The following is a 25,452-nucleotide window of genomic DNA, read 5'->3' on the forward strand; positions in this document are numbered from 1 at the left end:
TCCTAGGATCCTTTCAACTGCCCCCAATGCCCACAGGGCCTATGGGGCCCCCGGGCGAGGCCAGTGTTTAGCATGGGGCCATGCAAGTCCGCTCCATCCCCCGCCCCTTCATCCGCACCCCGCGCCTTGCCGGCCTGGCTGCGGCCGCATGGCTGGCGGCAGCCCTTGCCGGCTGCGCCAGCTCCTCCACACCGGCGCGGGACTGGACGCAGCAGCTGCAGCGCTGGTCCGACGCACCCCTGGTGCTGCTGGGCGAGCAGCACGATGCGGCGGCCCACCAGGCCTGGCAACAGGCCACGGTGCAGCAGCTGGCCACGCAGGAGCGCCTGGCCGCGCTGGTGATCGAGATGGCGCCGCGCACGGGCTCCACGGCCAGCCTGGCGCGCGATGCCTCCGAGGACGCTGTGCAGCAGGCCCTGCAATGGCAGGACGCCGCCTGGCCCTGGCCGCGCTACCGCGGCGTGGTCATGGCCGCCGTGCGCGCAGGCGTGCCCGTGCTGGGCGGCAACCTGCCCCGCGCCGACATGAAGCAGGCCATGCGCAACCAGAACCTGGACACCCACCTGCCGCCCGAAGGCTGGCAGCGCCAGCTCGACGCCATCCGCGAAGGCCACTGCGGCCTGCTGCCCGACACACAGCTGCCGCCCATGGCCCGCATCCAGCTGGCCCGCGATGCCAGCATGGCCGAGGTGGCCAAGGCGGCGATCAGGCCCGGCAAGACCGTGGTGCTGGTGGCCGGGCGGGGCCATGTCCTGCGCGGGGTGGGCATCCCGACCTGGCTGCCGGAGTCCGCAGCAGCCAAAGTGGCCGTGGCGCAGGCAGGCGAGACATCGGTGGCGCACGAATCCGATGTGGACTGGCTGCAGAAGACGGACGCCTTGCCGGCCAAGGATCACTGCGCAGAGCTGCGCGAGAAGTTCAGGAACCCGCCGGCACCGCGGGCGGATGCGGGTCGGGTGGACTGAGCTTCACCCCTGCACGGCCCACATCCCCTCGTTGCCCGAGACCCACTCGCCGAACGCCTGCGCAGGCATGGGCTTGCTGCACAGATAGCCCTGGAAGAAGTCGCACCCCTTGCCGCGCAGGAACGCCAGCTGCTCAGCCGTCTCCACGCCCTCGGCCAGCACCTTCAGCCCCATGGCATGCCCCAGCGCGATCACCGACCCGCTGATGGCCATGTCGTCGGCGCTGTGCGGGATGTCGCGGATGAAGCCCTGGTCGATCTTGAGCAGGTCCAGCGGGAAGCGCTTGAGGTGGGCCAGCGAGGAATAACCGGTGCCGAAGTCGTCGATGGCCAGCCGCAGTCCCTGGGCGCGCAGGCGGCGCATGACGGCCAGGGCCTCCTCGGGGCGCTCGGCCAGGGCGCTTTCGGTGATCTCCAGCTCCAGGCAGTGCGGGGCGAAGCCCGTGGCGGCCAGCGCGTCGGCGGTGGCACCGGCAATGTCGGTCAGCAGGAACTGGTGCAGCGAGACATTGACCGCGATGGTCATCTCGGGCAGGCCCTGATCGCGCCAGCGCTGGCCCTGGGCGCAGGCCTCGCGCAGCACCCACAGGCCCAGCGCGCCGATGACGCCCGAGCTTTCGGCCACGGGAATGAAGCGTGCCGGGGAGATGAGGCCCTCGTCCGGGTCCAGCCAGCGCACCAGGGCCTCGGCGCCCACCAGGCGGCCCGTGGCCAGGTCGATCTGGGGCTGGAAGTACAGGCGCAGGTGGCCCAGGTCTATGGCCTGCCGCAGCCGTGCCTCCATGGCCAGGCGCTCGCGCGCGGCCGAGGTCATGTCTTCCTCGAAGAAGCACCAGGCACGGCCGCTGCGCGACTTGGCGCCGTAGACGGCCGCATGCGCGCCCTGCAGCAGGTCCTGGGCATTGCCGGCGTGGGAGGGGTACATGCAGATGCCCACGCTGACGCCGGCCATGACGGACAGGCCGTCCGGCGAGCTCCAGGGCTGGCCGGCCGCCGCGATCAGTTGCCGTGCACGGGCGATGGCGTCGCCGCGCTCGCTCATGCCCTTGCACAGCACGGCCAGTTCGTCACCGGCCATGCGACCTATGAGGTCCTGGGGACCCAGGGAGTCGTGCACACGGGCGGCGATGTGGCGCAGCACCTGGTCGCCGATGGCGTGGCCGTAGCTGTCATTGACGTCCTTGAAGCGATCGATGTTCAGCAGCATCACGGCCAGCGTGCCCTGCTCGGCGGCCGCCTCGGCCACGGCGTCTTCCAGCAGCGCTGTGAAGCGCACGCTGTTGGGCAGGCCGGTGAGCATGTCGCGGTGGGCCAGGAATTCGAGCTGGGCCTCGCGCGCCTTCTCGGCCGAGATGTCGGTGAACATGCACACGTAGTGCGTGACCTTGCCCTGTGCGTCCTTGACGGCGCTGAGCGACATGCGCTCGGGAAAGACCTCGCCGTTCTTGCGGCGGTTCCAGATTTCGCCCTGCCAGTGGCCCGTGGCCTGCATGCTGTCCCACATGGCCTCGTAGAAGGCCTTGTCGTGGCGGCCGGACTTGAACATGCGCGGGGTCTTGCCCAGCATCTCCTGCTCGGTATAGCCCAGCAGCCGCGTGAAGGCGCTGTTGACCGAGAGGATGCGGCTGCGCGCATCTGTGACGACCACGCCCTCCATGGTGTTGTCCACCACGGCGGCGGCCAGGCGCTGGCGTTCGTCGGCCTCCCGCCCGGCGGCCATCGCGGCATGGGCAGTGCGCTCTCCACGGCGCATGCGCCACAGCAGCCAGCCGCCGCCCACGGCCGTGACCAGCACCAGGGCCACCGAGGACAGCATGCGCCGCTGCGCTGCCGGCCCGGGCGGTATCTGCAGGTGCGCCAGCAGCCATTCCACGCCCCAGAGCCACAGCAGACCTGCGCACACATACAGGGTCAATGCGCCCCAGAGCGGTATTCGGGGCTGCTCTCCCTGATCTTGCATGTGGTTCCTCAGAACGTTCCCAGAACGTGTGACTTGCGCAGGGTCGTGTGCATGCTGCGACAATTGCGCCGCTATGACCCAAGCCTATATTCTTACCCTTTCGTGCCCCGACCGGCTCGGTCTGGTACATGCCGTCTCGGGCTTCCTGCTCGAGCAAGGCGGCAACATCGAAGAGGCCGCGCAGTATAACGACCCGGCCACCGGACTGTTCTTCATGCGCGTGCAATTTGCCTGCAACGGCTGCGATCCCGCGGCTCTGAGGGCGGCCCTGGCCGACCTGGGCGGCCAGTACCAGATGAAGTGGCGCCTGCACACCAAGGCCGAAGCCATGAAGACCGTGCTCATGGTCAGCAAGGAAGGCCACTGCCTCAACGACCTGCTGTTTCGCTGGAAGAGCGGCCTGCTGCCGGTGGACATCCGCGCCATCATCAGCAACCACCGCGAGTTCTACCAGCTGGCGGCCAGCTACAACATCCCCTTCCACCACATCCCCGTCACGGCTGCCACCAAGGCCCAGGCCGAGGCAAAGCAGTTCGAGATCATCGAGGCCGAAGGCGCCGAACTCGTGGTGCTGGCGCGCTACATGCAGGTGCTGTCCAACGACCTGTGCACCAAGCTGGCCGGCCGCGCGATCAACATCCACCACAGCTTCCTGCCCAGCTTCAAGGGCGCCAAGCCCTACTACCAGGCCCATGACCGCGGCGTGAAGCTGATCGGCGCCACGGCCCACTATGTGACGGCCGACCTGGACGAAGGCCCGATCATCGAGCAGGACGTGGCCCGCGCCGACCACACCGACACCGTGGAGGACCTCACGGCCCGCGGCCGCGACACCGAGAGCCAGGTGCTGGCCCGCGCCGTCAAGTGGCACAGCGAGCACCGCGTCATCCTCAACGGCCACAAGACCGTGGTCTTCCGCTGAAGCCGGCTCCCGGCCGCCCATGGCGAACGTGACCCTTGCCGCCGGCAGCGGCTTTGCCCCGCCCGGCAGCGGCGCCCGCCGCATCCCGCCCATACAGTGCCTGCTCACTTTCGAGGCGCTGGCGCGGCTGCGCAGCGTGACGCAGACGGCCGAGGAGCTGTGCGTCACGCCCAGCGCCGTCAGCCACCGCGTGCGCCAGCTCGAGCAGATCCTGGGCACGCGGCTGTTCGGCCGCTCGGACTTTTCGCTCACCACCGAAGGCAGCGCCTACCTGTCCCACGTGCGCGAGGGCCTGGGCGCGCTGCAGCGCTTCCCGGGCGAGGTGACGGCGCCGGGCCGCCGCAGGCTCAAGCTTGCGGTCACGCCCACCTTTGCGCGCGTGATCCTGATCCCGCGCCTGCGCCAGTTCACGGAAACCTATCCCGAGATCGACATCGCCCTGCAGGTCTCCATCCCGCTGCTGGACGTGGTGGCCGAGGATGCCGACCTGATGGTGCGCTTCGGCCCCGGCCACTATGCCGACGTGGAGCACATCGAGCTGGCGCGCGACGTGGTCACGCCGCTGGCCTCGCCGGCCTTCATCCGCGAGCACGGCCCCTTCGAGCAGCCCCAGGACCTGGAAGGCATGCCCCTGCTGCGCAGCCCGCTGGAGCCCTGGCGCACCTGGTTCGGCGCCACCGGCCTGGACTGGCCCGAGCCGCACGAGGGCTCGCAGTTCAACGACATCGGCCTGATGTGCGACGCGGCCTCGGCCGGCATGGGCATTGCCCTGGTGCGCCACAAGCTGGGCGCACCCTGGATGGACAACGGCACCCTGGTGCGCCTGTTCGACATGGACACGGCCAGCCCCCACGCCCACTACCTGTGCTGGCGCACCGGCACCATGGACCGCTGGGAATGCGCGGCCTTTGCTGAATGGTTGAAGAGGGCGATGGCATGCTGAGGCGCCCATAACTGATTTCGCGGATTTCGCGGATTTCACGCGCCGTTGCAATAAACATCAGCGCAGTCCCGCTGCACAAAGACGGCGGCATCGCCTAAAGTCAGGCCCCATGACTTCCGCCAGCTCCCCAGCCAGCCCTGCCCCCGGCGCCATGGCGTCGGCCGCCGCCGATGCCGCCCACCAGCAGCCCACGGCCTCCGAACGCGCACGGCGCCAGGCCGAGGTCGTGGCCGCGCTGGCCCGCCATGTGCCCACGCATGCCCTGCTGTGGAACGCCGAGGACACCACCCCCTATGAATGCGACGGACTCACGGCCTACCGCCAGCGCCCCCTGGTGGTCTGCCTGCCCGAGACCGAGGCCCAGGTCCAGGCCGTGCTGCGCGCCTGCCACGCCATCCAGGTGCCCGTGATCGCACGCGGCGCAGGCACCGGGCTGTCGGGCGGCGCCCTGCCCCATCCCATGGGCGTGACGCTGTCGCTGGCCAAGTTCAACAAGATCCTCCAGGTCGATGCCGCCAGCCGCACGGCCGTGGTGCAGTGCGGCGTGCGCAACCTGGCCATCAGCGAGGCCGCCGCGCCCTTCGGCCTGTACTACGCGCCCGATCCCAGCAGCCAGATCGCCTGCACCATCGGCGGCAACGTGGCCGAGAACTCGGGCGGCGTGCACTGCCTCAAGTACGGGCTGACCGTACACAACGTGCTGAAGGTGCGCGGCTTCACGGTGGAGGGCGAGCCGGTGGAGTTCGGCTCCACGGCGCTGGACACGCCGGGCTTCGACCTGCTGGCCATCCTGGTCGGCAGCGAAGGCATGCTGGCCGTGACCACCGAAGTCACCGTGCGCCTGATCCCCAAGCCCCAGCTGGCGCGCTGCATCATGGCCAGCTTCGACGACGTGCGCAAGGCCGGCGACGCCGTGGCCGCCGTGATCGCGGCCGGCATCATCCCGGCCGGGCTGGAGATGATGGACAAGCCCATGACGGCCGCCGTCGAGGACTTCGTCAAGGCCGGCTACGACCTCACGGCCGAGGCCATCCTGCTGTGCGAGAGCGACGGCACGCCCGAGGAAGTCGAGGAAGAGATCGCCCACATGAGCGAGGTGCTGCGCGGCGCCGGGGCCACGGCCATCACGGTGAGCGAAAGCGAGGCCGAGCGCCTGCGCTTCTGGAGCGGGCGCAAGAACGCCTTTCCCGCCAGCGGGCGCATCAGCCCCGACTACATGTGCATGGACTCCACCATCCCGCGCAAGCGCCTGGCCGACATCCTGCTGGCCATCCAGGAGATGGAAAAGAAATACGGCCTGCGCTGCGCCAACGTCTTCCACGCGGGCGACGGCAACCTGCACCCGCTGATCCTGTTCGATGCCAACGACCCCGACGAGCTGCACCGCTGCGAGCTGTTCGGCGCCGACATCCTGGAGACCAGCGTGGCCATGGGCGGCACGGTCACGGGCGAGCATGGCGTGGGCGTGGAAAAGCTCAACTCCATGTGCACCCAGTTCACCACGGCCGAGAACGACCAGATGTTCGCGCTCAAGGCCGCCTTCGACCCGCAGGCCCTGCTCAACCCCGGCAAGGTGATTCCCACGCTCAACCGCTGTGCCGAATACGGAAAGATGCTGGTGCGCGGCGGCCAGATCTCACACCCGGACCTGCCGAGATTCTGAGGCGTGGTGCAACGGGCGCGGTGCAACCGGCGCCGTGCAGTCCTTCCCGCCCTCAGGGCTGCTGCAGGCAGCGCGCCCACAGTCCGTCAAGCGCCCGGGCCAATGCGCCTCCCTGTCGGGGCACGGCCTGGCCCTCGCCCAGGTCTTCGACCAGGGTGTCCAGCGGCATGGCTTCGGTCAGCGTGCGCACGCCGCACTCCATGGCCAGGGCCGTGTCCAGGTAGACCACGCGTGCGCCGGCCACGCTCCAGCGCGTGAGCTCGCGCACGCGGCCCACCTGGCCCAGCCGCAGGCGCATGGCCTCCATGCGCGCGGCCAATGAGCGGCGTATGCGCTCGCCCGCCTCGGGGCGGTCTTCCTCCAGCCGGCGCAGCGCCGCCTCCTGCTGCTCCAGGGTGCGGTCCATCGCCTGCAAGGCCGCCTCGCGGCCCAGCCGGGCCTCGTCGTAGCGCGGCAGGGCCGCGCGCAGCCGCACCAGCGTCCGCTCCCGCTCGCGCGCATAGACATGCCCGGCCGCGCGCCCGGCCTGCGCACAGGCCTGGGCTGCCAGCACCAGGCGCTGCGGCGCGGCCTCGGCACTGAGGCTTTGCGGACGGAAGCTGCCGCACTCCTTCATGTCCCCCAGCACACGCAGATCCTCCAGGTGCCGCTGCCTGTGGTCGGCATCCCTTTGCGCCTCCTGCGCGTGGCGCCGCAGCATCTCCTGCCGCTGCCGCTCCAGCACGAGCAGCTCACGCCATTCGCCACGCAACCGCGCCTCGAACCGGGCCTGTTCGCTTTCGGCGGCGCGCTGCAGTGGCCCGACCTCCTGGCGCAGACTGGCCTGCAGGTAGTCACGCACGCCTGCGCGCTCGCAGGCGTACTCGACGATGCGCCCGCCGCTGCCGTCTCCCACGCTGCGCCAGCTGCTGCGCGCGCAGGCCGACCTGTCCTGCAGCACCTGCCCTATCGACACGCCCGAGGCGGCGCCCCAGGGCGCAGCCCGCACGGTCAGCACCTCGCCATCGTCACCGCCGCAACCGCCCAGCAGCAGGGCCAGGCCCGCAGGCAGCAGCCACACTCCTTGCCAGCGCATGGGCCCTCCTGTGCTTGTGATTTCTGGTTGAGTCTTTGATGTTAACTATCAATCACACCGGATATGTGATTTTTCACAATACTCACTGCACAATCAGACTTATCCCATAGCGTGCCCGCATGCAGGATGCGAAGCAGCGGTTTGCGCAGAAATTACGTGATTCCCTGGAGGCCCGTGGCTATGAAGCCAAGCCCTCGGTGCTGGAGCGCGAATTCAACACACGCTTCTGGGGCAAGCCCATGTCGCAGCACGGCGTGCGTCTGTGGCTGCTGGGCAAGACCATGCCCAACACCAAGAAACTTGCTGCGCTGGCCGACTGGCTGCAGGTGCCGCTGGAGGAGTTCCTGCGCGCGCCGCAGCCGGCGCGCGAGGTGCGTGAGCCCAAGGGCAGCTGGTCCGCCGGCCTGGGCTACGAGGACAACGAGCTGTTCAAGATCTACCTGCGCCTTCCCGTACCCAAGCGCCGCCTGGCGCGCGACGTGATCCTGGCCATCGCACGCGCCCATGAGGCCGAGGAAGCGGAACGCGCCGCAGGCTCGTAGCCGCGCGGCGCGTCGGTCATCCCCTGATACGGCTGCTGCGGGGCAGCATTGCATCGCCCCGCACGTGCATCAACCACCCATGGCACGCTGGCGTGCATCGCGCTGGGCAGGCGTTTCGTTGATCAGTTCATTGATCACTTCCTGCCGCGTCTTGCCGCCACCGGTCTGCGGTGCAGGCGCCGGGTAGACGCCGGCATTGAAGCGCGAGGTGCCGCCCTGGCGCACGGCCGCCTCGGCCTCGGCCGTCACCTGGGCGCGCGTCTTGCTGCTCTTGAAATGTTCGGGATGGACGACGGCACCCGCCTCGTTGTTGGCCGGGTGGATGTACCCGGCCGCCGATGCCATGCCCGGCAGCAGCAGCGCTGCCGATGCGACCAGGCCGGCGATCAGGGTAGCGGGGGTGAAACGGCGTTGCGACATGGTGTGTCCCTTTCAAAGAACGTTGGTGATTCGTTCTCCCCACGCCCCGCAAGGCGGAACGCCGGGGAGAGGACTCCAATGTAGAAATCGCCCCCCCACGCCACCCCCACAGGATGGTGACAATGCTGTCATACAACCGACACAGATGACCGCGCCACGGTGGCGCCTCGGCGCTCGTCAGCCCCGGTACTGCGCACGCGCGCGGCCGGGCGCCAGAGGGTCCAGGCGCACGTCCAGCAGGCCCTCGGCATCGCCCGCGATGCGCGCCAGCGTCTGGCCGAAGGGATCGGCGAACTGGCTGCCTCCGCTGAAAGCGTAGCTGTCGCCAGGGCCCACGCGGTTGGCCATGGCGATGTAGCACTGGTTGTCCATCGCACGCACGGGCACGGCATGGCGATGGATGTGGCCGTGGGGGTGCATCATCCCGTCCATCAGCACGATCAGGTCCACGCCCTGCGCACCCAGCGCGCGGGCCGGTGCCGCAAATTCGATGTCGAAGCAGATCAGCATTCCCAGCCGCAGGCCGCGCCATTCGCATGGGGGCCAGCGCTCACCTGCCTCGAACACGCCCTGGTCCGAGTCGTAGAGCATGGTCTTGCGGTAGTGCAGCAGCACCTGCCCGTCGGCATCGATCAGCAGGCCGGCATTGAAGCGGCGGCCCTGGTCTGCTTCGGCCAGGCCGATGGCGACAGCCACGCCGGCTTGCCGCGCGGCCTCGCGCAGCGCAGTGGCCGAGGGGCCATCCAGCGGCTCGGCCAGCTGCGCCACGTTGTCGGGCCGGGGAAATCCGCTGATGCAGGTTTCGGGAAAGACCAGCAGGTCGGCCTGACCCGCGCTGGCCCTGATCGTCTTCAGCGTCATCGCCAAGTTGCCGGCAATGTCGCCGTCACGCAGACGGGGCTGGATGATGCGGATGCGGTGCTCCGTCATGGTGTGCGCTCCTTGGGATGCAAAGGGTGGCTGTCCTGCCGCGGCTGGCAACTGGCGGCCTCCTCGGCCTGCAGATCCAGGTTGCGGGCCAGCCCCCCGTAAAGGCTGCCGGCGACGAGAATGCCCGGCAGCCAGGCGAAGTCCACGCCGCCCAGCCGCTGCGCAGCCCAGCCGATGAAGACCGCATGGCCATCGGTGGCGTCGTGGATGTGCATGAACGGCACCATGGCTGCAAAGCCGCCCAGATAGGCGCAGATGCCGCGCCAGCCCCAGGCGCCGTAGATGCCCTGTGGCGTGAAGAAATCAGCGATGGCGTAGCGGCCCTTGCGCACCAGGAAGTAGTCCACGAGGTTGACCGCCGTCCATGGCACCAGGAAGTACAGCAGCAGCGCCAGGAAGGAGTGCAGCAGTGCCACGCCGCTGCCCTGGATGGACAGCACGCACGCGAGGATGGTGGCGCTGATGGCGGCGATGGCACCGATGCGTGCACTGCGCGTGGGGCGCAGGCCGCCCAGCGAATCCGCCGCCGTGAGCACGGTCAGCGCCGCGCTGTACGTGTTCAACGCGATGATGGGCAGGAAGGCCACGACGGCCAGGGCAGGCAGCAGCCGGTCCGCGCCCGGGAAAAGCGCCGCGCCGATCTGGCCCAGCGCCGCCAGCGCGTCCCCGGCCTGCAGCCGCTGCGCCATCCAGGCGCCCAGCCCGATCATCCAGGCCCCGGACAGCGATGCACCCAGGAAGATGGCTGCGATCAGGCGCCGGGGCGCAGTGTGGCGCGGCAGGTAGCGCGAATAGTCGGACACATAGGGCGCATAGGAGATGTTGTAGCTGGCCGCGATGGTGAACTGCGCGGCAAAGGCGCTCCATGCAAAGCCCGGCGCCGGGCCCGTGCCCTGGCGTGCCAAAGGCTCGCCCACGCCAGCCAGCAACGCCAGCGTGGCCAGCGCATACAGCGGCAGCGCCAGCATCAGCGCGCAGCGGAAGGCCCTGTGCATCACATCGTGGCCGCAGACCGCCAGCAAGGCGCCTGCCGCCACGGCCACGCAGGCCGTGGGCGCTGGCGGCAGGCCGAACACGGCCTGCATGCCCTGCATGATGAGCGAGACGTTGACGACGTTGAACCCCGTGAACACCAGCAGCGTGGCGCACAGCGGCAGGATGACACCGCGAAAGCCGAACTGCGCGCGCGACTGGATCATCTGCGGCAGCCCCAGCTGCGGCCCCTGCGCGCCGTGCAACGCCATGAACAGCGTGCCGAACATGATGCCCAGCGCCCCGGCCAGGGCGCTCCAGGGCGCCGACAGCCCCAGCGACGGGCCGACGAAGCCGATGGAAAGCGTGAAGAAGTGGAAGTTGCCCAGGAACCAGAACGGCCCCTGGTCGGCGAGCCGCGCGTGGCGCTCGCTGTCGGGAATGCAGTCGATGGACCGGCTCTCCACGGCGATGCGGGCACGGCCGTGCCGTCCGCTGGCGGGGCTGTTCATGGCCTTGTCTCCCTCCCGTTGTCCTTGCTGTTGTGGGACGAATTCTAGGCAGGGGTTCGCAGCCGCTCCATGCCAAATGCGCGAGGTTCACATCGATGGGCAAAGATGTGTGGCCCGGGATATCCCGGGCATGAAGAAACCCGCTGCAGCCAGGCTGCAGCGGGTTCCAAAGTGGCCGCCCGGGTGCTGCCCGGGCGCCGCGTCACACGGCAGGTGCCGGCGCGGCGGGCACGGGGTCTGTGCCGCTGGCCTCCGACGGATCGTTGCGATGCACCAGCCGGTACAGCAGCGGCAGCACCAGCAGGGTCAGCAGCGTGGACGACAGGATGCCGCCGATCACCACCGTGGCAAGCGGCCGCTGCACCTCGGCACCCGTGCCCGTGGCAATGGCCATGGGCACGAAGCCCAGCGAGGCCACCAGGGCCGTCATCAGCACGGGGCGCAGCCGGGTGAGCGCGCCTTCGGTCACGGCGTCGGGCACGCTGGCGCCCTGCTCTCGCAGGCTCCTGATCCAGGAGATCATGACCAGGCCGTTGAGCACGGCCACGCCCGACAGCGCGATGAAGCCCACCGCCGCCGAGATGGACAGCGGTATGTCGCGCAGCCACAGCGCCAGGATGCCGCCCGTGAGCGCGAACGGAATGCCCGTGAAGACCACCAGCCCGTCGCGCACATTGCCGAACATGGCGAACAGCAGCACGAAGACCATGAGCAGGGCCACGGGCACGACGATCTGCAGGCGGCGCGTGGCCGACTCCAGGTTCTCGAAGGTGCCGCCCCAGCGCGTCCAGTAGCCGGGCGGCAGCGACAGGCCTTGCAGCTTCTGCTGCGCCTCGCCCACGAAGGAGCCGATGTCGCGCCCGCGCACATTGGCGCTGACCACGATGCGGCGCTTGCCGTCCTCGCGGCTGACCTGGTTGGGGCCGGGCGCGGTCTCGAACGTGGCCACGGCCGACAGCGGCACGAAGCCGATGCGCCCGTCCGCCCCGCGCGGCAGGGCGATGGGCAGGCGGCTCAGGGCCTGCAGGTCGTTGCGCACGGCGTCCGGCAGGCGCACCTGGATGTCGAAGCGCTTGTCGCCCTCGAACACCGTGCCGGCCTCGGTGCCGCCCATGGCGGTGCTGATGGCGTCCTGCACATCGCCCATGTTCAGGCCGTAGCGCGAGGCCTTTTCGCGGTCGATCTGCACGGTGAGCATGGGCAGGCCCGTGGTCTGCTCGACCTTGACCTCGGAGGCGCCCGCGATCTGCTGCAGCATGCCGGCCACGGTCTGGGCGCTTTTCTCCAGCACGGCCATGTCGTCGCCGAAGATCTTCACGGCCACGTCGCTGCGCACGCCCGAGATCAGCTCGTTGAAGCGCAGCTGGATCGGCTGGGAGAACTCGTAGTTGTTGCCCGGGATGCGGTCCACCGACGCCTGCACGGCGGCCAGCAGCTCATCGCGCGGGCGCGCCGGGTCGGGCCACTCGCTGCGGGCTTTCAGCATGATGTAGCCGTCGGAGATGTTGGGCGGCATGGGGTCGGAGGCGATCTCGGCCGTGCCGGTGCGCGCGAACACGCGGTCGATCTCGGGGAACTCCTTCTTGAGCGCCTTCTCGATCTGCATCTGCATTTGCAGCGACTGCGTGAGGCTGGTGCCGGGGATGCGCAGCGCCTGGATGGCGAAGTCCCCCTCGTTGAGGTTGGGCGCGAACTCGCTGCCCAGGCGCGTGGCCAGCAGCAGGCTCAGCGCCACGGCCACGGCGGCGGCCGTGAGCACCACGGCGGGCGCGGCCATGACGCGCGCCAGCACGGGCGCATAGCCGCGGCGTGCCCAGCCCATGAGGCGGTTTTCCTTCTCGGCCACCTTGTCGCCCATGAACAGCGCAATCGCCGCCGGGATGAAGGTGATGGACAGCAGCATGGCGCCGGCCAGCGCAATGACCACCGTGAGCGCCATGGGGTGGAACATCTTGCCCTCCACACCCGTGAGCGCGAAGATGGGCAGGTAGACCACCATGATGATGAGCTGGCCGAACAGCAGCGGGCGGCGCGCTTCCTTCGCGGCGGCGAAGACTTCATGGAAGCGTTCGCTGCGCGTCAGCGACCGTCCGCGCGCCTCCTGCGCATGCGCCAGGCGGCGCACGCAGTTCTCCACGATGACCACGGCGCCGTCGATGATGATGCCGAAGTCCAGCGCCCCCAGGCTCATGAGGTTGGCGCTGACCTTGTAGTGCACCATGCCCGTGAAGGTGAACAGCATGGACAGCGGGATGATCAGCGCCGTGATCAGCGCCGCGCGCAGGTTGCCCAGGAACAGGAAGAGGATGACCACCACCAGGGCCGCGCCCTCCACCAGGTTCTTCTTGACCGTGGCGATGGCCTTGTCCACCAGGTTGGTGCGGTCGTATACGGTGATGGCCTTGACGCCCGGGGGCAGGCCCCGGTTGATCTCGGCCATGCGCTGGTCCACGGCGCGCGAGACGGTGCGGCTGTTCTCGCCGATCAGCATGAACACCGTGCCCAGCACCACCTCGCGGCCGTTGTCGGTGGCCGCGCCCGTGCGCAGCTCCTGGCCCAGCCCTACCTCGGCCAGATCGCGGATGCGGATGGGCTGGCCCTGGGCCGAGCCCACGATGACCTCGCGGATGTCGGCGATGCCGCCGACCTGGCCCGGCGCGCGGATCAGGTACTGCTCGCCCTGGCGCTCGATGTAGCCCGCACCCACGTTGCTGTTGTTGCGCTGCAGGGCGGTGACGATGTCGGCCAGCGTGAAGCCGTAGGCGGCCAGCTTCTCGGGCGCGGGCGCCACCAGGTACTCCTTGGCGTAGCCGCCGATGGAGTTGATCTCGGTGACGCCGGGCACGTTGCGCAGCTGCGGCTTGATGACCCAGTCCTGGATCTCGCGCAGGTCCATGGGCGTGTAGGGCGTGCCGTCGGGCTTTTTCGCACCGTCCTCGGCCTCCACGGTCCACAGGTAGATCTCGCCCAGGCCCGTGGAGATGGGGCCCAGCGTGGGCGTGATGCCGGCAGGCAGGCTGTCGCGCGCCTGCTGTATGCGCTCGCCCACCAGCTGCCGTGCGAAGTAGATGTCCGTGCCGTCCTTGAACACCACGGTGACCTGGGACAGGCCGTAGCGCGACAGCGAGCGCGTCTGCTCCAGGTGGGGCAGGCCGGCCATCACCGTCTCTATGGGATAGGTGACGCGCTGCTCGGTCTCCAGCGGCGAGTAGCCGCTGGCCTGGGTGTTGATCTGCACCTGGACATTGGTGATGTCGGGCACGGCGTCGATGGGCAGGCGCTGGTAGTTGTAGATGCCCAGGCCCGCCATGGCCAGCACGGCCAGCAGGACCAGCCAGCGCTGCTCTATGGCAAATCGGATGATGCGTTCAAACATGGACTCTCCGATCAGTGGCTGTGTTCGGCGCTGGCCTTGCCCAGCTCGGCCTTGAGCATGAAGCTGCCCTCGGCCACGTAGGATTGGCCGGGTTTCAGGCCGTCCAGCACCTCGGTAGTCTTGCCGTCGGCGCGGCCCACGCGCACGGGCTGGGCGCGGAAACCGCCCTGCACGGGCACGAAGACCACGGTCTGCTGCTCCATCTTCTGCAGTGCCTGCGTGGCCACGGCCAGCGGCGCCTGCCGGGACGATGCCGTCAGCTCCACATTCACGAACAGGCCCGGGCGCCACACGCCGTCGGGGTTGGGCAGGGTGATGCGCGCGGGGGCCGTGCGCGTGTCCTGGCCGATCAGTGCGCCCACATAGGCCACTTCGCCCGTGGCCGAGGAGTCGAAGGCCGTGGCGCGCACCGTGGCCTTCTCGCCCACGCGCACGGCGGGCAGGTCGGGCGCGGCCACGCGCATCTCGGCCCAGACGCTGCGCAGGTCGGAGATGGTGAAGACCTGGGTGGTGTCCTGCACGGCCTCGCCCACGGACAGGTGCTTTTCCACGATCACGCCGTCAAACGGCGCGCGCAGCTCGAAGCGGTTGAGCCCGCCCGCACCACCGCCGGCACCGGCGCCCGTGGCGGCCAGCTTCTGCTGGGCGTTGGAGACGGCGATCTCGGCCTCGCGCAGCGCCTGGCGCGCCTGCAGGTAGTCCTGCTCGGCCGAGACCTTTTCCTCCCACAGCTGCTTTTCACGCGCATAAGTGGTGCGGGCCAGCTCCAGGCGCTTGCTGGCGGCCAGCAGTTCGCTGCGCTGCTCGGAGACGGCGGCGCTGCTGAGCACGGCCAGCAACTGGCCCTTCTTCACGTTCTGGCCCAGGTTGGCGGGAACGCTCTCGGCAATGCCGGCCACGCGCGGCACGACGTGGGCCGTGCGGTCTTCGTTGAAGCGGATCTCCCCGGGCAGCTGCAGCACGGAGCGCACGGTGGCCGGGCCGGCCTCGGCCAGGCGCACGCCGGCCGCCTGCATGCGCTGGGCGTCCATGGCGATCAGGCCTTCGTCGTCGCCATGGCCGGCTTCGGCGGTGGCTGCGGGTTTGGCGGCGGGCTTGGCCTCGGCTTTTTCCGCCTTGGAATCTTCATGGTGCTCATCGTCGGCATGGCCTTCGTCGTGCTTGTGGCCATCGGCTGCGGCTGCGGCTGCAGCGCCGTGGTGCTCGCCATCGGCATGGCCTGCGGCCTCGCTGTGGCCGTGGCCATGGCTGTCGGCCTTGGCGGCACCCGGCGGGCCGCTGCGCAGGATCAGCGTGGCGGCCAGCGCACCCACGGCCAGGATGACGGCAATGGCCACGAGGGTGCGGCGCGGTCCGAGGGGGGAGGAGGAGGGCTTGGTGTTCATGGTCTGGATGCAATCAGGTTGCTATCGGGGTCAGAGGCCGGCTTCTGTGCCGAGCAGGCGGTCGATGTCGGCGGCGGCGCGGTGCGTGGCCAGCAGCTGGTCCAGGTACTGGCTGCGCGCTTCGGACCAGGTGCGCTGCGCGTCCAGCACGTCCAGGTAGCCGAACTTGCCCAGCGCAAACCCGCGCGAGGCCAGCTCGTAGGCCGTGCGCGCCGTGGGCAGCACCTCCTCGGCCAGCTGGCGCGCCTGCTCGCGGCTGGACTGCAGCAGCTCGCGCGCCTCGAACAGCTGGGCCTGCAGCTGAACGCGCGTGGCCAGCAACTGCTCCTCGGCCTGGTCGGCCAGGCGCAGGGCCTGCAGCTGATTGCCCCGGTTGCTGTCGAGCACGGGCAGGGGCACGGAGACGCCGACCACGAGCTGGTTGCGCCCGACCTCGGTGGCGCGCTTGACGCCCAGGCTGACGGTGGGATCGGGCAGGCGGCGCGCACGCTCCAGGTCGGCCGTGGCGCGGCTTTGCTCCAGCGCCTGGCGCGCACGCAGCACGGCGGGAGCCTGTTCGATGCGCTGCTGCAGGGCTGCCAGTTCCGGCAGCTGGGGCAGCGCGTCCACGGCGCCCTCGGCCTGGCCGAAGGGGCGCACGCTCTCGCCCCACAGCGCCTGCAGCTGGCCGCGCGCCACGCGCAGGGCAGAGCGGGCCCGGGCCTGCTCCAGCAGGGCGCCGGACTCGGCCACGCGGGCCCGGGTCTCCTCCAGCGGCGCCACCTTGCCGGCCGCCACGCGCCGGGCCGCCGCCTCGCGCGCGCTGCTGGCGATCTCCAGCGTCTGCCCGGCCAGGACCACGCGCTGCTGCGCGGCCAGCACGCCGAAAAAGGCCGCGCCCACATCGGCGCGCAGCGCGGCCTCGGTCCCTGCCAGTTCGGCGCGGGCCAGGTCGCGGCCGCGCTCGGCCACGCGCATGCGGGCCTCGCGCTTGCCGCCCACTTCCAGGGTCTGGTTCAGCTGCACGGTCAGCGTGCGGGTGCTGCGGCGCGTGTCCTCCTGCGACCAGGCCAGCTCGGGATTGGGCCGGGCCTGGCTTTGCAGCACGGCCCCCTCCGTGGCGGCCAGCGCCTGGCGGGCCGCGCGCAGGCCGGGATTGCCGTCCAGCGCCAGGGCCCGTGCCTGCTGCAGGTCCAGCGGCGGGCCATCAGGAAGGGATGCGCCTGCAAAGGCGGGTGGCGCCACGGAATCGGCCGGTGGCTCGGCGGCCTGCACGACGCCACAGGCGGCCAGCGCCGCCAGCACCCACGGTGCGAAGGCTGTCCTCGACGGAAAGGACGAAGGAAAAGACATACACGGGCTCCTTGCCCGCAGCGCGGATCAGGCGTGATCGCTTGGTCGATCAGGCCCCACGCCACAGGGCGCGCACGGACGAGGGCCGCTGCGCGCGAAGGGATTTCTGGAAAATGCCGGTCCGGGGCGAAACAGGGCGATGAACGCCGAATGCCCGGCCGGCGGCTGCAGGAGCGTCAGCCCTGCCAGCGGGGCCGGTCGGGGCGCAGCAGCACGGCCGAGGCATGCCGGCGCAGCGGCTCGGCGAATTGCGCGGGCGGCGGGGCCACCGGCGCCGCCTGCCAGTGCTGTGTGGCAGCGGCCACCCAGGCGTGGCACATGGAGCAGTCCACGCTGAGCGAGGACTGCAGGCCCTGGTCGGCCTTTTGCGCAGGCGGGCCGGACTCGGCATCCGTGCCCGTGCCCGCATGGCGCTCGGCGCCCATGCCGTGCAGGCTCACGCCATGGACATGGTGGCCGAAGTGCCGGGTCTCATGCCCGTCGTGGCGGCACAGCGCAGCGGCCGCCATCCAGGTCCACTGGAACAGCAGCGCGATCACGAGGATGGCAAGGGCGGCAAGACGGGGCCGGGTCATGGAAGAGGGCATGGCAGAAGTGCGGGATTGTCGGGCATGGCGTTTGACACCAATCGCGACTGCCCCATGCCGGCGAGTCTAGGGCGGCGCAGCGACCCGGCGCTGTCGGGCACATGACAAATTTGTCATCTCCGAAAACCCTTGCCTGCCCCGACAATGCTCGGCATGAAAGTCCTGGTCATCGAAGACGAAACCAAGCTGGCCGACTACCTCCGCAAGGGCCTGACCGAGGAGGGGTTCGTGGTCGATGTCGCGCACAACGGCATCGACGGACTGCACCTGGCCACCGAGCTGGCCTACGACCTCATCGTGCTCGACGGCATGCTGCCCGGCATCGACGGCCTGGCCGTGCTGGCGGCGCTGCGCCAGTCGCGCCAGACACCGGTGCTGATGCTGACGGCGCGCGGCCAGGTGGAGGACCGCGTGCGCGGCCTGCAGGGCGGCGCCGACGACTACCTGGTCAAGCCCTTCGCGTTCTCCGAGCTGGTGGCGCGCATGCATGTGCTGCTGCGCCGCGGCGGCGGCACGGCCCAGCCTGCGGCCGAGGCCACCACGCTGCGCATGGCCGACCTGGAGCTGGACCTGATACGCCGCCGCGCCACGCGCGCCGGCCAGCGCCTGGACCTGACGGCCAAGGAATTCAACCTGCTGAGCCTGCTGCTGCGCCGCCAGGGCGAGGTGCTGTCGCGCACCGAGCTGGCCTCCCAGGTCTGGGACATGAATTTCGACAGCGAGACCAATGTGGTCGAGGTGGCCGTGCGCCGCCTGCGCCTGAAGCTGGACCAGCCCTTCGCGCAGCCCCTGCTGCACACGGTGCGCGGCATGGGCTATGTGCTGGAGTCGCGCGCACCGTGAGCGTTGCCCCTGCCGACATTCCCCACCTGGGCCGGCGCCTGTCGCGCTGGCTGGCCCTGCAGACCATGCTGGGCCTGGGCCTGGTGTGCGCGGCCGTCTACGGGGTGGCATCGATGACGCTGGAGCAGCACCAGCACGAGACGCTGGACCTCAAGCAGCAGGCCGTGCTGCACCTGATGACGGAAAGCCGCAGCGCCCACAACGAAGCCGGGCTGGCCCACATGCTGGACGACTTTCTCACGGGCCTGGACGAGATGTCGCTGCGCATCACCGACCTGCAGGGCCGCGTGCTCTACGAGCGCCTGCGCACGCCCAAGAATCCCGGCCGCACGCTGCAGCGCAGCTTCGAGGTCGTGCTGGCCGACTCCGGCCAGCAGGCCCGTGCCCAGCTCACGCTGGACCGGGCCGAAGACGACCGGCAACTGTCCCTGCTGGCCTGGACGCTGGCCCTGGCTGCCGTGGGCGGCGCCCTGCTGGTGTCGCTGACCGGCATCTGGCTGGTGCGCCTGGGCCTGGCGCCGCTGCGACAGCTGACCGAGCAGACGCGCCAGCTGTCGGCCCAGGACCTGCAGCGGCGCCTGGACGACAGCGGGCAGCCGCAGGAGCTGCGGCCGCTGATCGCACAGTTCAACGCCCTGCTGGAGCGGCTGTCCGTGGCCTACCGGCAGATGGAGGCCTTCAACGCCGACGTGGCCCATGAGCTGAACACGCCGCTGACCACGCTGATCAGCAGCTGCGAGCTGGCCCTGCGCAAGCCGCGCAGCGAGGCCGAGCTGCGCGAGGTGCTGGCTTCCAACCTGGAGGACCTGCGGCGCATGGCCGGCATCGTGGCCGACATGCTGTTTCTCTCCCAGGCCGACCGGGGCCAGGGCGCGCGCCTGGCGCCCTGGGCCAGCCTGGCCGCGCTGGCCCACGAGGTCATCGACTTCCACGAGGCCGCGCTGCAGGAGGCCGACCTGCAGGTCGTCGTCCAGGGCGACGCGGCCGCCGAGGTCGATGCGCGGCTGCTGCGCCGGGCGCTGTCCAACCTGCTGGGCAATGCCACACGCTATGCACAGCGCGGCTCCACCATCACCGTGCAGATCGGCGCGCGGCCCTGTACCCACCACGGGGGCGCCGGCGATGTGGCGCTGGCGGTGCTCAACCGGGGCCCGGCCATCGATCCCGTCCACCTGCCGCGCCTGTTCGACCGCTTCTACCGCGCCGACGCCGCGCGCAGCCAGGCCGACCGCAACCATGGCCTGGGCCTGGCCATCGTGGCCGCCATCGCGCGCATGCACGGCGGGCGCTGCTTTGCCGAGTCCGAGGGCGGCTTCACGCGCATCGGCCTGGAACTGCCCGACAGCCCGAGCCCGCCGCGCGATTCCCCGGCCTGAACACAGGCACCGGAGCGGCGGCACAATGGCGCCCCATGACGCAAGACGCCCCCTCCTCCTACGCAACGCTGCTGGCCGAAGGCAATGCCCTGGTGGCCCAGGCGCAGCGGGCCGCCACCCAGGATTTCGCCCAGGCCCGGGCGCTGTGGCAGCAGGCCGGCAAGCATTTCTATCTGGCCCACAAGGCCGACCCGGAACAGGCGGAAGCCGCGTTTCGCCTGGCCCAGGCCTGGATGGCCGAAGCCCATGCGCTGCAAAAGGAAGAATCGCCAGACGCCGTGGTGATGTGGCGCAACGCCGCCGCGCAATGCGAGCTGGCGTTCGACCTGGAGCCCGAAAACGGCCGCCTGGCCATGACGGCCGCCAGCTGCCACATGTTCGGCGGCCAGCATGACGCGGCCAAGGCCTGGCAGCAGATCGGCCAGCATCTGCTGCCGCCGGCGCCCGAAGGCGACGGCGCCTGAAGCCAGGCTACAGCGCGATCAGCTTGAACACGGCCCGCGCCGTGCACACGGCCTGGCCCGCGCTGTCCAGCACATTGCCCTCGCAGAACACGGTGCGCGCGCCTGCGCGCAGCACGCGGGCCTCGATCAGCAGGTCGGTGGTGGCCGAGGCGAGGAAATGCGTGCTCATCTCGATGGTCACCACGCCCAGCCCCAGCGGGTTGGACGAGCGCGCGGCCGCGCTCAGCGTGAAGTCCAGCGCGCTCATCAGCGCACCGCCATGGCCATGCCCCCGGCTGTTGGCCAGGTGCGGGCGCATGGGCAGCCGCGTGCGCGCCAGGCCGGGCGCCAGGCTCACGGGCTCCAGGCCGATATGGGACATGAAGGGCACGTCGATGCCGAAGTAGCCGCGCGCCAGCGCGGCGGCCTCCAGGTCCGGGGTGGTGGAGATTCCAACGGCGTTCATCCGATCTCCGCAATCGCCTGGCCTTCGGCCACCGGCTCGCCCACGGCCACGAGCATGCGGCGCACGACGCCTGCCACCTCGCTTTCCACGGGAATCTCCATCTTCATGGACTCCACGATGATGAGGGTGTCGCCCAGGGCGACGGTGCCGCCTTCGGCGGCTTCCACAGCGGCCACGAGGCCGGCGATGGGGCTTGTGATCAGGTTCGGGGTGGTGGTCATGGGTAGGGCTTTCAAAGGGGGGCCAGTACGCGCTGGGCGATGCCGGTGTCGATGCGCAGGTCCAGGAAATCGGCGTGGCCCAGGATGCGTTCGATGAAGGGGATGTTGGTCTTCACGCCCTCGATGCGGGTCTGCGCCAGTGCCTGGCGCAGCCGTGCGATGGCCTGGGCGCGGTCGCTGCCATGGGCCACGAGCTTGGCGACCATGGGGTCGTAGAAGGGCGTGACGCTGCAGCCCTGGGCATAGCCGGTCTCCACGCGCAGGCCTTCGCCCTGGGGCATCTCGAAGCGGTCCAGGCGCCCTGGCGAGGGCAGGAAGCGCACGGGGTCTTCGGCATAGATGCGCGCCTCGATGGCATGGCCGCTGGCCACGGGTTCGGCGGGCAGCACGTCGCCCATGCGCTCGCCGGCGGCCAGGCGGATCTGGGCCTCGACGATGTCGATGCCCGTGATCTCCTCGGTCACCGCATGCTCGACCTGCAGCCGCGTGTTCATCTCCAGGAAGACAAAGCCGTGCTGCGGCGTGTAGAGCATCTCCACGGTGCCGATCACGTCATAGCCCGTGCGCGCCAGCAGGCCGGCCAGCAGTTGCCGCATGTCGGCCAGGGCCTGCGCGGGAATGCCTGCGGGGCGGGCCTCTTCCACCACCTTCTGGTGGCGGCGCTGCACCGAGCAGTCGCGCTCGAACAGCACGCGCACCTCGCCATGGCGGTCGGCCAGCACCTGGAACTCGATGTGGCGCGGCGCCTCGATCAGCTTTTCCAGGTACAGCTCGGCCGTGCCGAAGTACTTGGCGGCCATGCCGCTGGCCTTGGACCAGGCGGCCTCCAGCTGCGGTGCATCGTGCGCGGGCAGCATGCCGATGCCGCCGCCCCCGCCTGCGGGCTTGACCAGCACGGGAAAGCCGATGCGCGCCGCCTCCGCCTGCGCCTCCTGCACGCTGTGCAGCACGGCCGAGCTGGCCGCCTGCGGCATGCCCTGGGCGGCCATGAAGGCCCGCGCCTGGGTCTTGTGGCCCAGCGTGCGTATCCAGTGCGGCGAGGGGCCGATGAAGCACAGGCCCTGGCGCTGCACGGCCTCGGCGAAGTCCGCGTTCTCGGAGAGAAAGCCGTAGCCCGGGTGCACGGCATCGGCGCCGGTCTCGCGCGCCACCTGCAGCAGCCGCGCCTGGTCCAGATAGCTTTGCGCGGCGGGCGCAGGGCCTATGCACACGGCCTGGTCGGCCGCGCGCACATAGGGCAGGCTGGCATCGGCCTCGGAGTACACGGCCACGGATTCAAGGCCCATGCGCCGCAGCGTGCGGATCACGCGCGCGGCCACGGCGCCCCGGTTAGCGACCAGCACGCGGCGGATGGGGTGCGGGGCGCCGCTCATGCCGCCTCCGAGGACGCCGCTGGCGTGGCGGCCACGGCCACCACCGCATCGACGATCACCGGCGCCTGCGCGCCGCGCGCCACGAGCACGGGATTGGCGTCGACCGACTGCACGCGCCCGCCCTGGGCCAGCATCCAGTCGCCCAGCCGCACCATCATGGCGGCCACGGCATCCAGCTCCACGGCCGGCATGCCGCGCACGGCCGCAAAGGCCGGGGCGATGGACAGGCGCGCAAGGGCATCCAGCGCCTGCCGCGCACTGAAGGGGGCGACAAGGAACTGCACGTCCCTGAGCGCCTCCACCAGCACGCCGCCCTGGCCGACCATGACCACCACGCCGAATTCGGCATCCACATGGGCACCCAGCGCCAGCTCGAAGTCGGCCCTGTGCTGGGCTCCCAGCAGCAGGCCACCATCGGCCGCGCCCAGGCGGGCCAGCGTGGCGGCGAAGTCGCCAAAGGCCTGCAGCGCCTGCTCCGCCTCGCGGATGTTGAGCCGCACCAGGCCATGCTCGGACTTGTGCGAGAGATCGGCGGACACGCCCTTGGCCACCAGGGGCCGTGGCAGGGACTCGATGGCGGCGCGCACCTCGTCCTCGCTCCTGCAGACCAGATGGCGCATCACCGGCAGGCCGGCGCGGGCGAGTTCGGACAGGCTGGAGGGCTCGTCAAGCGTGAGGGAGCGGGAGGCCGCCACCGGCACCGATGCCTCGGCAGACGGCGCCTGTGCCTGCCTGCCACCGGCCTGCTCGGCCAGCAGCGCCAGGCCGCGCATGGCGGCGCGTTCGCTCCAGAAGGTGGGCACGCCCTGGTCCTGGAAGGCCTGGGCCACCCAGTCCTGGTTGATGCTGACCGCAATGGGCACGCCGGTGTCGCGCGCAAAGCGGCTGGCCTGGCCCGCGAAGTCGGCAAAGTCATAGCCCTCGCCACCGATAGGGAAGCCCACGTGAACGAGGTCCGCCGCACCGCTGCCCGACAAGGCCCGCAGCGTGTCGCCAAAGGTCTGCGGCCTGCCCAGCAGGGCCGTGGTCATGTCGATGGGATTGCGCGCCGTGACATAGGACGGCAGGGCCTGGGACAGGCTGTCCAGCGTGGCAGCATCGAACGGCTCCAGGGCCAGGCCGTATTCCTCGGCCGCGTCGGCCGACAGCACGCAGGTGGCGCCCGAATTGCTGATGCTGACCACGCGGCGACCGCGCGGCGCAGGCTGGGACAGGAACAGCGGCGCGTAGTCGATCAGCTCGCGGAAGTCGGCCAGGCGCGGTATGCCGTGCTGGCGCAGGAAGGCATCGGCCAGCGCGTCCTCGGCCGCCAGCGCGCCCGTGTGCGAGCTGGCCGTGGCCTGGCCTGCGCGCGTGCGGCCGGCCTTCACGGCCAGGATGGTGACGCCGCGCGCATGCGCCAGGCGCGCGGCCTCGGCCAGCCAGGCGCTTTGCCTGAGCGTCTCGATGTAGAGCACGACCAGGCGGATGCCTTCATCCTCGACCACGGCGCGCACGGCCTCGGCGGCGCAGACATCGGCCTCGTTGCCCGTGGACAGCATGTAGCGCACGCCGATGCCCGCGCGGCGCAGGCCGCCGTAGAGAATGGCCGCGCCCGCACCGCTCTGGCTGACGATGGCCACGGGGCCGTCGGCCGGCGCGTTCTCGTTGATCATGGTCGAGAAGTTGAGGATGGCGCCCGTGGCGAAGTTGGCCACGCCCTGGCAATTGGGGCCGAACAGGCGCAGCCCGCCGCCTGGCGCCCGGCGCGCCCGCGCCACCAGGTCGGCCTGCTGCCGGCGACCCTCCTCGCCCAGCTCCGCAAAGCCGGACGAATAGATCACGCCCAGGCGCGCACCCACGGCCACGCAGTCGTCGATGGCGGCGGCCACGTCCTCGCCGGGCAGGCTGATGACCACGGCATCGGGCGCCTCGGGCAGCGCGCGCAGCGAGGGGTAGGCAGCCAGGCCCTGGACCTCGGCGCGCTTGGGATTGACGGGCAGGATGCGGCCTGCGAAACCATGGCGCCGCAGGTAGTCGATGGGCCGGCCACCGGCCTTGATGGGGTTGTCGGAGGCGCCAAGGATGGCGACGGAGCGGGGGTTCAGTGCTTGCAACAGAGACATGCGTACCTCATCAATCCAAAGACAAGGCTTCGCGCTGGATGACTTGGCCCCAGTCGGCCACTTCCTTGGCGATGCGCTGGCCGAACGGCGCGGGCGGCATCATCACGGGCTCGCCCTGGCTGCTGAGCACGGCGCGGATGCGTGCGTCCTGCAGCACGCCCCTGGAGGCCTCGTAGAGCCGGTTGACGATGGCCGGCGGCGTGCCCGCGGGCGCCAGCAGGCCGGCCCAGAAGGTGACGTCGAAATCGGCATAGCCGGCCTCGGCCATGGTGGGCACCTCGGGCAGCTGCTGCATGCGCCGGGGCGCGGTGACGGCCAGCGCCACGAGCTTGCCGCTGGCGATGTGGGGCAGCGCGCTCCAGGTGTCGAACTGCGTGTCCAGCTCGCCGCTGAGCACGGCCATCTGGGCCTGCGACGCGCTCTTGTAGGGCACATGCGTGGTCTTCACGCCCGTGCGGTTGCTCCAGGCCGCATAGGCCAGGTGGGCGATGTTGCCGGGGCCGGCCGAGCCGTAGCTGAGCTTGTCGGGATGGCCCTTGGCGAAGACGATCACATCCTTGGCCGAGCGGATCTGGTGCTTCTGCGCCCACTCGGGGTTGACGGTGAGGATGAAGGGCGCATCCAGCACCATGGTGATGGGCGCGAAGTCCTTGGCGCGGTAGGTGATCTTCTTGTAGATCTGGGGGTTGATGGTGATGCTGCTGGAGTTGGTGACCAGCAGGGTGTAGCCGTCGGGCGCGGCGCGCGCCACCTCGCCCACGCCGATGGCGCCGTTGGCGCCGGGCTTGTTCTCCACCACCACGGGCTGGCCCAGCGACTTGCTCAGCGGCTCGGACAGCGCGCGTGCAATGGTGTCGGTGAACGAGCCTGCAGGGAAGCCGACCACGATGCGCACGGGGCGCGTGGGCCACTTGTCCTCCTGGGGGGCCTGGGCCTGGGCCGCCGTCGCGGCGCAGATGGTCAGGCACGGCGCCAGGCACAGGGCCAGGGCGGTGCGGCGCGAGGGCGCGCGCGGTTGTCTGGTTGCCATTGCTTTGTCTCC

The 25,452-nt window shown here is 70.3% G+C and carries 22 protein-coding genes; 8 read left to right on the forward strand and 14 right to left on the reverse strand.

Annotated elements, in window-relative coordinates; genetic code table 11:
* Positions 1-80: 80 nt before the first annotated feature.
* A complete protein-coding gene (locus DTS01S_RS01490; RefSeq protein WP_017405256.1) occupies positions 81-965 on the forward strand; it encodes a ChaN family lipoprotein in 885 nt (294 codons plus the stop codon).
* Positions 966-968: 3 nt separating this feature from the next.
* On the opposite strand, the gene DTS01S_RS01495 is transcribed toward DTS01S_RS01490, so the two are convergent.
* Positions 969-2,924, reverse strand: a complete 1,956-nt coding sequence (locus tag DTS01S_RS01495; protein WP_016451962.1) for a putative bifunctional diguanylate cyclase/phosphodiesterase — start codon at positions 2,922-2,924, stop codon at positions 969-971.
* Between the two features lie 73 nt (positions 2,925-2,997).
* Here DTS01S_RS01495 and purU point away from each other — a divergent pair, with 73 nt between their 5' ends.
* The 3 genes from purU (at position 2,998) to DTS01S_RS01510 (ending at position 6,452) form a co-directional block, all read left to right on the forward strand.
* The gene (gene purU / locus DTS01S_RS01500) at positions 2,998-3,846 is read left to right on the forward strand and encodes a formyltetrahydrofolate deformylase (protein ID WP_013804418.1); all 849 of its coding nucleotides are present in this window, start codon (positions 2,998-3,000) and stop codon (positions 3,844-3,846) included.
* A 19-nt stretch (positions 3,847-3,865) separates the two neighbouring features.
* Positions 3,866-4,789: a LysR substrate-binding domain-containing protein gene (locus tag DTS01S_RS01505; protein WP_017405258.1), complete on the forward strand. Its 924-nt coding sequence runs from the start codon at positions 3,866-3,868 to the stop codon at positions 4,787-4,789.
* Positions 4,790-4,940: 151 nt separating this feature from the next.
* On the forward strand, positions 4,941-6,452 hold the full coding sequence (locus DTS01S_RS01510) for an FAD-linked oxidase C-terminal domain-containing protein (protein ID WP_061287216.1): 1,512 nt from the start codon (positions 4,941-4,943) through the stop codon (positions 6,450-6,452).
* A 52-nt stretch (positions 6,453-6,504) separates the two neighbouring features.
* Here the strand turns inward: DTS01S_RS01510 and DTS01S_RS01515 are convergent, their stop codons facing one another.
* Complete coding sequence (locus DTS01S_RS01515) at positions 6,505-7,527, reverse strand: hypothetical protein (RefSeq protein WP_061287217.1); 1,023 nt, start codon at positions 7,525-7,527, stop codon at positions 6,505-6,507.
* Between the two features lie 119 nt (positions 7,528-7,646).
* Here DTS01S_RS01515 and DTS01S_RS01520 point away from each other — a divergent pair, with 119 nt between their 5' ends.
* Complete coding sequence (locus DTS01S_RS01520) at positions 7,647-8,069, forward strand: hypothetical protein (protein WP_016446649.1); 423 nt, start codon at positions 7,647-7,649, stop codon at positions 8,067-8,069.
* 69 nt (positions 8,070-8,138) lie between these two features.
* On the opposite strand, the gene DTS01S_RS01525 is transcribed toward DTS01S_RS01520, so the two are convergent.
* The 7 genes from DTS01S_RS01525 to DTS01S_RS01555 form a co-directional block, all read right to left on the reverse strand.
* Positions 8,139-8,489 carry a DUF4148 domain-containing protein gene (locus DTS01S_RS01525; protein ID WP_016446650.1) on the reverse strand — a complete coding sequence of 117 codons (351 nt, stop codon included), beginning with the start codon at positions 8,487-8,489 and terminating at the stop codon, positions 8,139-8,141.
* Between the two features lie 177 nt (positions 8,490-8,666).
* Positions 8,667-9,419, reverse strand: coding sequence for a carbon-nitrogen hydrolase family protein (locus DTS01S_RS01530; RefSeq protein WP_017405262.1), 753 nt, complete (start codon positions 9,417-9,419; stop codon positions 8,667-8,669).
* Complete coding sequence (locus DTS01S_RS01535; RefSeq protein ID WP_017405263.1) at positions 9,416-10,903, reverse strand: purine-cytosine permease family protein; 1,488 nt, start codon at positions 10,901-10,903, stop codon at positions 9,416-9,418. Before DTS01S_RS01535 ends, DTS01S_RS01530 begins: the two co-directional genes overlap by 4 nt.
* 202 nt (positions 10,904-11,105) lie before the next feature.
* Complete coding sequence (locus tag DTS01S_RS01540; protein WP_061287218.1) at positions 11,106-14,279, reverse strand: CusA/CzcA family heavy metal efflux RND transporter; 3,174 nt, start codon at positions 14,277-14,279, stop codon at positions 11,106-11,108.
* An 11-nt stretch (positions 14,280-14,290) separates the two neighbouring features.
* Entirely contained in the window at positions 14,291-15,664 is a 1,374-nt protein-coding gene (locus DTS01S_RS01545) for an efflux RND transporter periplasmic adaptor subunit (protein WP_061287219.1), read from the reverse strand.
* A gap of 30 nt (positions 15,665-15,694) precedes the next feature.
* Positions 15,695-16,996: a TolC family protein gene (locus DTS01S_RS01550; protein ID WP_034363521.1), complete on the reverse strand. Its 1,302-nt coding sequence runs from the start codon at positions 16,994-16,996 to the stop codon at positions 15,695-15,697.
* A gap of 176 nt (positions 16,997-17,172) precedes the next feature.
* Positions 17,173-17,583 carry a hypothetical protein gene (locus tag DTS01S_RS01555; RefSeq protein WP_223275155.1) on the reverse strand — a complete coding sequence of 137 codons (411 nt, stop codon included), beginning with the start codon at positions 17,581-17,583 and terminating at the stop codon, positions 17,173-17,175.
* A 153-nt stretch (positions 17,584-17,736) separates the two neighbouring features.
* On the opposite strand from DTS01S_RS01555, the gene DTS01S_RS01560 reads away from it, so the two are divergent.
* From DTS01S_RS01560 to DTS01S_RS01570, 3 genes are read left to right on the forward strand one after another with little or no spacing between them, the layout of a single operon-like run.
* Entirely contained in the window at positions 17,737-18,426 is a 690-nt protein-coding gene (locus DTS01S_RS01560) for a heavy metal response regulator transcription factor (RefSeq protein WP_026062596.1), read from the forward strand.
* Positions 18,423-19,802: a heavy metal sensor histidine kinase gene (locus DTS01S_RS01565; protein WP_043789226.1), complete on the forward strand. Its 1,380-nt coding sequence runs from the start codon at positions 18,423-18,425 to the stop codon at positions 19,800-19,802. The genes DTS01S_RS01560 and DTS01S_RS01565 overlap by 4 nt, the downstream gene beginning before the upstream one ends.
* 35 nt (positions 19,803-19,837) lie before the next feature.
* Entirely contained in the window at positions 19,838-20,266 is a 429-nt protein-coding gene (locus DTS01S_RS01570) for a hypothetical protein (protein WP_034363519.1), read from the forward strand.
* A gap of 7 nt (positions 20,267-20,273) precedes the next feature.
* Here the strand turns inward: DTS01S_RS01570 and DTS01S_RS01575 are convergent, their stop codons facing one another.
* The 5 genes from DTS01S_RS01575 to DTS01S_RS01595 are packed head-to-tail and all read right to left on the reverse strand — an operon-like array spanning position 20,274 to position 25,440.
* Entirely contained in the window at positions 20,274-20,711 is a 438-nt protein-coding gene (locus DTS01S_RS01575; RefSeq protein WP_016451973.1) for a PaaI family thioesterase, read from the reverse strand.
* Complete coding sequence (locus DTS01S_RS01580) at positions 20,708-20,932, reverse strand: acetyl-CoA carboxylase biotin carboxyl carrier protein subunit (protein ID WP_016446660.1); 225 nt, start codon at positions 20,930-20,932, stop codon at positions 20,708-20,710. The genes DTS01S_RS01575 and DTS01S_RS01580 overlap by 4 nt, the downstream gene beginning before the upstream one ends.
* Positions 20,933-20,943: 11 nt before the next feature.
* The gene (locus DTS01S_RS01585; RefSeq protein ID WP_061287221.1) at positions 20,944-22,305 is read right to left on the reverse strand and encodes an acetyl-CoA carboxylase biotin carboxylase subunit; all 1,362 of its coding nucleotides are present in this window, start codon (positions 22,303-22,305) and stop codon (positions 20,944-20,946) included.
* Entirely contained in the window at positions 22,302-24,410 is a 2,109-nt protein-coding gene (locus DTS01S_RS01590; RefSeq protein WP_061287223.1) for an acetate--CoA ligase family protein, read from the reverse strand. The genes DTS01S_RS01585 and DTS01S_RS01590 overlap by 4 nt, the downstream gene beginning before the upstream one ends.
* A gap of 10 nt (positions 24,411-24,420) precedes the next feature.
* Complete coding sequence (locus tag DTS01S_RS01595) at positions 24,421-25,440, reverse strand: tripartite tricarboxylate transporter substrate binding protein (protein WP_061287225.1); 1,020 nt, start codon at positions 25,438-25,440, stop codon at positions 24,421-24,423.
* Positions 25,441-25,452 lie beyond the last annotated feature (12 nt).

The organism is Delftia tsuruhatensis NBRC 16741 (assembly GCF_001571325.1).
Lineage (GTDB): Bacteria > Pseudomonadota > Gammaproteobacteria > Burkholderiales > Burkholderiaceae_C > Comamonas > Comamonas tsuruhatensis.

Excerpts from the sequence above, each read along its gene's own strand:
- DTS01S_RS01490 (WP_017405256.1), top strand. The coding sequence starts at position 81 with ATGCAAGTCCGCTCCATCCCCCGCCCCTTCATCCGCACCCCGCGCCTT.
- DTS01S_RS01495 (WP_016451962.1), bottom strand. The coding sequence starts at position 2,924 with ATGCAAGATCAGGGAGAGCAGCCCCGAATACCGCTCTGGGGCGCATTG.
- purU (WP_013804418.1), top strand. The coding sequence starts at position 2,998 with ATGACCCAAGCCTATATTCTTACCCTTTCGTGCCCCGACCGGCTCGGT.
- DTS01S_RS01505 (WP_017405258.1), top strand. The coding sequence starts at position 3,866 with ATGGCGAACGTGACCCTTGCCGCCGGCAGCGGCTTTGCCCCGCCCGGC.
- DTS01S_RS01510 (WP_061287216.1), top strand. The coding sequence starts at position 4,941 with ATGGCGTCGGCCGCCGCCGATGCCGCCCACCAGCAGCCCACGGCCTCC.
- DTS01S_RS01515 (WP_061287217.1), bottom strand. The coding sequence starts at position 7,527 with ATGCGCTGGCAAGGAGTGTGGCTGCTGCCTGCGGGCCTGGCCCTGCTG.
- DTS01S_RS01520 (WP_016446649.1), top strand. The coding sequence starts at position 7,647 with ATGCAGGATGCGAAGCAGCGGTTTGCGCAGAAATTACGTGATTCCCTG.
- DTS01S_RS01525 (WP_016446650.1), bottom strand. The coding sequence starts at position 8,489 with ATGTCGCAACGCCGTTTCACCCCCGCTACCCTGATCGCCGGCCTGGTC.
- DTS01S_RS01530 (WP_017405262.1), bottom strand. The coding sequence starts at position 9,419 with ATGACGGAGCACCGCATCCGCATCATCCAGCCCCGTCTGCGTGACGGC.
- DTS01S_RS01535 (WP_017405263.1), bottom strand. The coding sequence starts at position 10,903 with ATGAACAGCCCCGCCAGCGGACGGCACGGCCGTGCCCGCATCGCCGTG.
- DTS01S_RS01540 (WP_061287218.1), bottom strand. The coding sequence starts at position 14,279 with ATGTTTGAACGCATCATCCGATTTGCCATAGAGCAGCGCTGGCTGGTC.
- DTS01S_RS01545 (WP_061287219.1), bottom strand. The coding sequence starts at position 15,664 with ATGAACACCAAGCCCTCCTCCTCCCCCCTCGGACCGCGCCGCACCCTC.
- DTS01S_RS01550 (WP_034363521.1), bottom strand. The coding sequence starts at position 16,996 with ATGTCTTTTCCTTCGTCCTTTCCGTCGAGGACAGCCTTCGCACCGTGG.
- DTS01S_RS01555 (WP_223275155.1), bottom strand. The coding sequence starts at position 17,583 with ATGCCCTCTTCCATGACCCGGCCCCGTCTTGCCGCCCTTGCCATCCTC.
- DTS01S_RS01560 (WP_026062596.1), top strand. The coding sequence starts at position 17,737 with ATGAAAGTCCTGGTCATCGAAGACGAAACCAAGCTGGCCGACTACCTC.
- DTS01S_RS01570 (WP_034363519.1), top strand. The coding sequence starts at position 19,838 with ATGACGCAAGACGCCCCCTCCTCCTACGCAACGCTGCTGGCCGAAGGC.
- DTS01S_RS01575 (WP_016451973.1), bottom strand. The coding sequence starts at position 20,711 with ATGAACGCCGTTGGAATCTCCACCACCCCGGACCTGGAGGCCGCCGCG.
- DTS01S_RS01580 (WP_016446660.1), bottom strand. The coding sequence starts at position 20,932 with ATGACCACCACCCCGAACCTGATCACAAGCCCCATCGCCGGCCTCGTG.
- DTS01S_RS01585 (WP_061287221.1), bottom strand. The coding sequence starts at position 22,305 with ATGAGCGGCGCCCCGCACCCCATCCGCCGCGTGCTGGTCGCTAACCGG.
- DTS01S_RS01590 (WP_061287223.1), bottom strand. The coding sequence starts at position 24,410 with ATGTCTCTGTTGCAAGCACTGAACCCCCGCTCCGTCGCCATCCTTGGC.
- DTS01S_RS01595 (WP_061287225.1), bottom strand. The coding sequence starts at position 25,440 with ATGGCAACCAGACAACCGCGCGCGCCCTCGCGCCGCACCGCCCTGGCC.